At 62.4% G+C, this 6,621-nt stretch carries 6 protein-coding genes; 4 read left to right on the forward strand and 2 right to left on the reverse strand.

The window, feature by feature from the left end; all coding sequences use genetic code 11:
* Positions 1–56: 56 nt before the first annotated feature.
* Positions 57–1,097 carry an ABC transporter permease gene (locus ACE03M_RS08305; RefSeq protein WP_143923573.1) on the forward strand — a complete coding sequence of 347 codons (1,041 nt, stop codon included), beginning with the start codon at positions 57–59 and terminating at the stop codon, positions 1,095–1,097.
* 5 nt (positions 1,098–1,102) lie between these two features.
* On the forward strand, positions 1,103–1,894 hold the full coding sequence (locus ACE03M_RS08310; protein ID WP_143923572.1) for an ABC transporter ATP-binding protein: 792 nt from the start codon (positions 1,103–1,105) through the stop codon (positions 1,892–1,894).
* Positions 1,895–1,905: 11 nt separating this feature from the next.
* Here ACE03M_RS08310 and ACE03M_RS08315 read toward each other — a convergent pair whose 3' ends face one another.
* Positions 1,906–2,895, reverse strand: a complete 990-nt coding sequence (locus ACE03M_RS08315) for an alpha/beta fold hydrolase (protein WP_485933511.1) — start codon at positions 2,893–2,895, stop codon at positions 1,906–1,908.
* A gap of 53 nt (positions 2,896–2,948) precedes the next feature.
* Here ACE03M_RS08315 and ACE03M_RS08320 point away from each other — a divergent pair, with 53 nt between their 5' ends.
* Together ACE03M_RS08320 and ACE03M_RS08325 are read left to right on the forward strand one after the other, a co-directional pair.
* Positions 2,949–3,554, forward strand: coding sequence for a TetR/AcrR family transcriptional regulator (locus ACE03M_RS08320; RefSeq protein ID WP_143923570.1), 606 nt, complete (start codon positions 2,949–2,951; stop codon positions 3,552–3,554).
* 301 nt (positions 3,555–3,855) lie between these two features.
* On the forward strand, positions 3,856–6,009 hold the full coding sequence (locus tag ACE03M_RS08325) for a BCCT family transporter (RefSeq protein ID WP_143923569.1): 2,154 nt from the start codon (positions 3,856–3,858) through the stop codon (positions 6,007–6,009).
* On the opposite strand, the gene ACE03M_RS08330 is transcribed toward ACE03M_RS08325, so the two are convergent.
* Positions 5,968–6,621, reverse strand: a 654-nt coding sequence (locus ACE03M_RS08330; RefSeq protein WP_485933512.1) for a formylglycine-generating enzyme family protein, incomplete at its 5' end; no start/stop codon positions are given. The genes ACE03M_RS08325 and ACE03M_RS08330 overlap by 42 nt on opposite strands.

Below are 6,621 nucleotides of genomic sequence, written 5' to 3' on the forward strand. Positions count from 1 at the left end.
CGGGACCGGTCGGCGACACCTATCCACGCCTCACATCACCACCTGATCGGAAACACATGTTCGGAGCACTGGAACTCGGGCTCATCTACGGAGCGATGGCGCTCGGGGTCTACCTGACCTTCAAGGTTCTCAACTTCCCCGACCTCACCGTCGACGGAAGCTTCACCACGGGTGGTGCCACCGCAGCCTCCTTGATCATCGCCGGGGTCAACCCCTTCCTGGCGACTCTGGCAGCCATCGGCGCAGGACTCATCGCCGGCTATATCACCGGACTCCTCCACACCAAGGGCGGCATCGACGGCCTGCTCGCCGGAATCCTGACGATGATCGGACTGTGGTCGATCAATCTGCGGATCATGGGCAAGGCGAATCTCCCGCTCCTGCGAGAAGACACCGTGTTCACCCCGCTGCGGGAGAACATGTGGCTGGGCACCTGGGTCTCCATCGCAGTTCTCCTCATCTTCACCCTGATTCTGAAATTCGCCATCGACTGGTTCCTCACCACCGACCTTGGCCTGGCGATCCAGGCCAACGGCAACAACAGACAGATGATCCGCAGCCTCGGCGTGAACACTGACAACACGACGATGCTCACCCTGGCCCTGTCCAACGGCTTCGTCGCACTCTGCGGCGCGCTCATCGCCCAATACCAGGGATTCTCCGACATCAGCATGGGCATCGGCCTCATCCTCGTCGGACTCGCCTCGGTCATCCTCGGGCAGGCAGTCTTCGGCAGCCGCAATATCTTCATGGCCAGCCTCGGAGCTCTCATGGGCTCGGTCATCTACCGCCTCATCATCTTCCTGGCGCTGCGTGCCGGCCTCGACACCAACGACATGAAGCTGACAACGGCACTGCTCGTCGTGGTCGCACTGCTGCTGCCCAGGTGGGGATTCCTCAAGCGAGTACCGTCGCTGAGATCGCGCGGCAACCGAGCCGTGTCAGGAGCTGCGGCAGTTGGCGATCCTGCGAACGAGGCGGGTGCCCAAGTGCCCGCTGGCACGGTCGACGTGCCCGCCGGGACCACCGACGTCCCGGCGGGGACGTCTGCAAGGACCGCAGGAACCGCTGCGGCGTCAGATCAGAAGGAGGACTGAGACACATGCTGAAGATCGACACCATCTCGAAGACCTTCTTCCCCGGCACCGTCAATGAACGCAAGGCCCTGCAGAATCTGTCGCTCGAGCTCGACGAGTCCGACTTCGTCACCGTCATCGGCTCCAACGGCGCAGGAAAGTCGACACTGCTCAACACGATCTCGGGCCGACTGCCCATCGACTCCGGATCGATCACGATCGACGGCGCCGAGGTGTCCCGGATGCCCGAATACAAACGGGCCAAATATCTGGGCCGGGTATTCCAGGACCCGATGGCCGGCACCGCACCGGACCTCACGATCGAACAGAACCTGTCTCTGGCACTCAAGCGCGGAAAAGCACGTGGGCTGGGACGAGGAACCACCTCGGCGAGGCGGGACCTGTTCAGCGATGAGCTTGCCACTTTGGAGCTCGGCCTGGAGAACCGGCTGAAGACCAAGGTGGGCCTGCTCTCCGGCGGTCAGCGCCAGGCGCTGAGCCTGCTCATGGCCGGATTCACCCAGCCTCGCATCTTGCTCCTCGACGAGCACACAGCGGCACTCGACCCCCAGCGTGCGGCACTCGTGACGGACTTGACGCAGAAGATCGTGTCGAACGATGGGCTGACCACGCTCATGGTCACGCACAACATGGAACAGGCGATCGCGCTGGGCAACCGCCTCATCATGATGCACGAAGGCGAGATCATCTACCAGGCCTCGGCCGAAGAGAAGAAGACGCTGACGGTGAAGACGCTGCTGGGCGAGTTCTCCAAACTCAAGGGCGCGACACTGGGGGACCGGGCGCTGCTGAACTGACCTGGCGCCGGTCACCGTCGAGTGATGAATTCCCCGATGTCAGCTGCGACCTCGTCGGGATATTCGCCGGTGACGGCGTGTGAGGCGTCCTCATAGACATGCACCGCACCAGTACCCAGGGTTCGCTTTGCCGTGGCCGAGGCAGTTTCCGGGTCATGCATGACCGAGCGTCCCGCAATGATCGCGAGCACCGGCATCGGCAGGTCGGACAGCTGTCCTTCGGTGATCCGGGACGGCTGGGGCTTCTTCATAGCGTAATGATGCATCCCGGACTCGATCATGTCGGCTACCGGGACATCTTCGACCTCGATGCCGCCGGCGGTGTATGAATTGAACGCATCCCGTCCGGCCTTGGGCATCCACGGAACCGTTGCAGGGATCGCACGAAGGACCGTCTCCACTGGTATGCCGTCGAAGGTCTGGACGGGATCGATGAGGGTCAGGGTCCTCACATGCTCCGGATGACGGATGGCGAGATTGGCCGCTGTCCAACCCCCGAGCGAGAGCCCGACCAGGTTCACAGAATCCTCTGGAAGCGCGGCGATCGTCTCAGCGAGCCAAGCGGCCTCATCTTCGCTATCGGTGATCGGCGAACTCTGTACGCTCCGACCCGGTTCACCAAGGAGATCGAGGGTGTAGACATCGGCCATCCGGAGCAGAGACGGCATGTTGTCTGCCCAGACTGGAGTCGATGAGGCGGTGCCGGGGAGCAGCATCATCGGCTCGGCGTCGCCGGTTCCTTCGAAGCGATAGACCCGGACGAATCCGAAGTCGGTGCGTATGTCCAAGGTGTCTGCTGGCTTCGGCATGCTGGCGAAAGCCGCGGTATAGGCGGAGTCGAACTCTTCCTCTCCCTCGGCGCTGTCCCAGTGGCCGACGGGCGCGGGAGCGCGGAGGAAGTACCCGATGGCAACCGCAGCAACAATGGCCGAGGCTATCGGCATGAGCACCCGGAAGCGCAGCATTCGGCGTCTGGGGGTTTGGGTATCGTGATCCGTCATCAGCGCTCCTCTACCGATCGGTCAGTGATTCAACCGTATAGTATGATCGCGTCATGGGACAAGACTCGGCAGAGGAGAAGACGAAGGATCGGCAGTCGACCTTCACACAACGCGCACGGCGCGCACAGATCATCGACGTCACGATCGAGCTGCTCGCCGAGCACGGATTCTCCGGTGTGTCACTGTCTCAGATCGCTGATCGTGCAGGGGTGACCAAGCCGACTGTCCTGTATCACTTCACCGACAAAGCCACTCTTGTCCGTGGCGCCTATCAGCATGTGCTCGACGCCATGGTCGAATCGGTCGGAGAAGCAGTGTCGTCTGCCGAGGTGGCCGAGAGGCCGAGGGTCTATGTGCGATCCATAGTCGCTCATTTCGTCAGTCATCGCAGTCACTCCCGACTGAGCGTCGAAGCGCTGATCCACGGTGGGGCAAGAACAGACAGTTCCGCAAGGTGGAAGCCGGTGGCTGAGCTCCTCAAAGCGGCACGTGAAGCGCGCGGAGTCAAGGGTCCGTCCGATTCGCGGACGGCTGCACTCATCATCGGCGGTGCCATTGACGCTGTCGTCGGCGAGGCACTCGAGGATCCGGGATACGACACCGCTGCTGCGAGCGAGGAGATCGTGGATCTCATCGAGGAGCGTTACCTCACCGACTGATCGGGGGCAGCGCAAACCTCCGTGCGATTGCGTGGGGCGCTGCAGCAATATGGCAGGATTCCTTTGAGAAGCTCTCAGGAAGCTGTTAAGGTCCGAAGCTATGGCACAGACGGGTATTTTTGGGGCAGACCTCTGTGCCTGGACCCTTTCTGCCACCCGCACAGCACCTCATCCCACTGCCGGTTTCGCCAATGATTCCTGGGAAGGCGCAGCAATCGGGTGGTGCGGTTCAGAGCCTTAGGTCACTCTGGCAACTTTCGATCATCAGTTTCCTCGACGATTGAGAAAGGGCCATCGCTGCATGTCCGATGACTCCACACCAGACACATCCAGACCCACAGGAACAGACACCACGGGGACCGATGCTTCGGCAGCAGATGCTGACACCTCGGCGACCACCGCGCCGACCCTCGGCTCTGACGGTTCCGGCTCCCTGCGCCCCGAACGCAGAGCCTCACGCGAAAAGCTCAAGGCCGATGCCAGGCGTGTGAGCAAAGCGACGGGCAAGAGGCTGGGCAAGCTCGACTACAGTCGTCCCCGGCGTCCGGAAGATGCCGAGCCGGAGAACAACACTCAGTATCCGCACAACACCCACCCGATTCTGGTCCCGGGAATCGCGATCGACGAACAGCGTCGCCACTACTCCCTCGACAAGATCATCTTCGCCGTCGCCGGCACGCTGACAGTCGCCTTCGTCATCTGGGGCATCGTCGATTCGGACGGCGTCTCCACGGTGGCCACAGCCGCCTATAACTGGTCGACGTTGAACGTCGGCTGGTTCTTCAACCTCGTGGCGATCATCGTTCTCGTCGCGCTGATCATTCTCGCGTTCACCCCCTACGGCAAGATTCCGCTGGGCAAGGACGATGAGAAGGCCGAGTTCAGCACCTTCTCGTGGGTGGCGATGCTGTTCGCCGCCGGCATCGGGATCGGCGTGCTCTTCTTCGGACCATCGGAGCCGCTCACCTACTTCGTGTCCCCGCCGCCGATGACGAACGCTCCCGAAACCACCGAGGCACTGCACGGCGCCATGGCCCAGACATATTTCCACTGGGGCTTCCATGCGTGGGCAATGTACGCTCTCGTCGGCGGGGCGATCGCCTATGCTGCCTACCGACGCGGTCGCTCCCTGCTTCTGTCCTCGATCTTCCAGACGCTCTTCGGCAAGCGCCACACCGAAGGCCTCGCAGGAAAGCTCGTCGACATCTTCGCGATCGTGGCGACCCTGTTCGGCACCGCCGCGGCATTGGGGATCGCTGCGATGCAGATCGGCTCTGGCGTCAGCATCGTCAGCGGCGTCGGTGAGATGACGAACAACATGCTCGTCGTCATCATCTGCGTCCTCACTGTCGGCTTCATCATCTCCGCAGTCTCCGGTGTCTCGAAGGGCATCCGTTACCTGTCGAGCATCAACATCATCCTCACCGTAGGAATCGTGGGCCTCGTGCTCTTCCTCGGACCGACACTGTTCCTGCTCAACCTTCTCCCCTCGGCGCTGATGGAATACTTCGGCTCGCTCTTCGACATGATGGGCAAGTCACTGTCCTGGGGAGCGGAGACACAGGAGTTCCAATCCGTGTGGACGGTCTACTACTGGGCATGGTGGATCTCCTGGTCGCCGTTCGTCGGCACGTTCATCGCCCGCATTTCGCGCGGGCGCAGCATTCGGCAGTTCATCCTGGGCACGATCTTCATTCCCTCGACGCTTCTCTTCGTGGCCTACGGCATCATGGGCGGAACGTCGATCTGGATGTACCGAGAGGGCGCGCCCGGATTCACCGACAGCATGGCCGCCCCCGAGGTGTTCTTCACCCTCATCGACAATCTGCCCTTCGTCGAGTGGCTGCCCTTCGTCGCGATCGTCGTACTCGCCATCTTCTTCATCACATCTGCGGACTCTGCTTCGATCGTGATGGGAATGCTCACGAGTCGCGGTGACCAGGAACCCAGGAAATGGGTCGTGGTCTTCTGGGGTCTCGTGATGTCCGGCATCGCCGTGGTCATGCTGCTGCTGGGAAATGCCAATGCACTGGAAGGTCTGCAGCAGCTCGTGATCGTCACCGCAGTGCCGTTCGCGGTCGTCATGCTGTTCATCATCATCGCCTGGTTCAAAGAACTGCGCACCGACCCGCTGGCTCTGCGGCGACAGTACGCGCAGAACGCTGTGGACAATGCAGTGGTCGAAGGTGCCGACCGATTCGGTGACGACTTCGCGTTCCAGGTCGTGCAGACCGAACCGGGCGACGGTGCCAACGGCGGCATCGACTCCGAGCATGGGGACTACACCGATTGGTACCAGCGCACCAATGCCGACGGTGAGCCGGTCGGCTTCGACTACGAAACCGGCGAATGGGCCGACGGCTGGACTCCCGAGGAGGACGAGAGCGATGACCCCGGCACCACCTCGGCGAGTTCAGAGGTCGAGGGCAAGACGGAATCCCGTGTGACCGAGTGAGGTGTCCGGTGTCGCGGCCGAGCGTGCCGAGGTCCGGTACCTGCGGCAATACGAGTCATGGCACATATAGGATCCGCCACGCAGCACCGGTCGCTGGTCGAGTGCACTGAAGTGACTGCTCGTCCATTCCCATACGTTTCCGGTCGTGTTGTGCACACCGAAGCCGTTGGGAGGAAACGCGTCGGCGGGAACGGTGCCGACCGGCGCCGTCGGTCCGCTGGGGAAGACACCGGCGAAGGTGTTCATGCGGGCCACGCGGTCGGGTTCGCGCACCGAACCCCAGGGGTAGGGCTGCTGCTCAAGGCCGCCGCGGGACGCGAACTCCCACTCGACTTCGGTCGGCAGCCGGGCACCCACCCACTGCGCATACGCCTCGGCGTCGGTGCGGGAGACATGGGTGACCGGATGCCTGGCCCACTGTTCGAGACTCGAAGCTTCGAGACTCGAACCTGCCACACCTGCCACACCGGTCGGCACGGGTCCGCCGGGGTGAAACCAAGTGGCCCCTGTGACCTGACGCCACCAGGGGGTAGCCTGCACAGAGGGAGAGATCTCGGCCAGACCTTCGGCCAACAGACCAGTGAAGACCAAGGAGTCACCATGAGTTTCGGG

The sequence above is a fragment of the Brevibacterium sp. AGC70 genome (genome assembly GCF_057334195.1).

Excerpts from the sequence above, each read along its gene's own strand:
- ACE03M_RS08320 (WP_143923570.1), top strand. The coding sequence starts at position 2,949 with ATGGGACAAGACTCGGCAGAGGAGAAGACGAAGGATCGGCAGTCGACC.
- ACE03M_RS08310 (WP_143923572.1), top strand. The coding sequence starts at position 1,103 with ATGCTGAAGATCGACACCATCTCGAAGACCTTCTTCCCCGGCACCGTC.
- ACE03M_RS08305 (WP_143923573.1), top strand. The coding sequence starts at position 57 with ATGTTCGGAGCACTGGAACTCGGGCTCATCTACGGAGCGATGGCGCTC.
- ACE03M_RS08315 (WP_485933511.1), bottom strand. The coding sequence starts at position 2,895 with ATGACGGATCACGATACCCAAACCCCCAGACGCCGAATGCTGCGCTTC.
- ACE03M_RS08325 (WP_143923569.1), top strand. The coding sequence starts at position 3,856 with ATGTCCGATGACTCCACACCAGACACATCCAGACCCACAGGAACAGAC.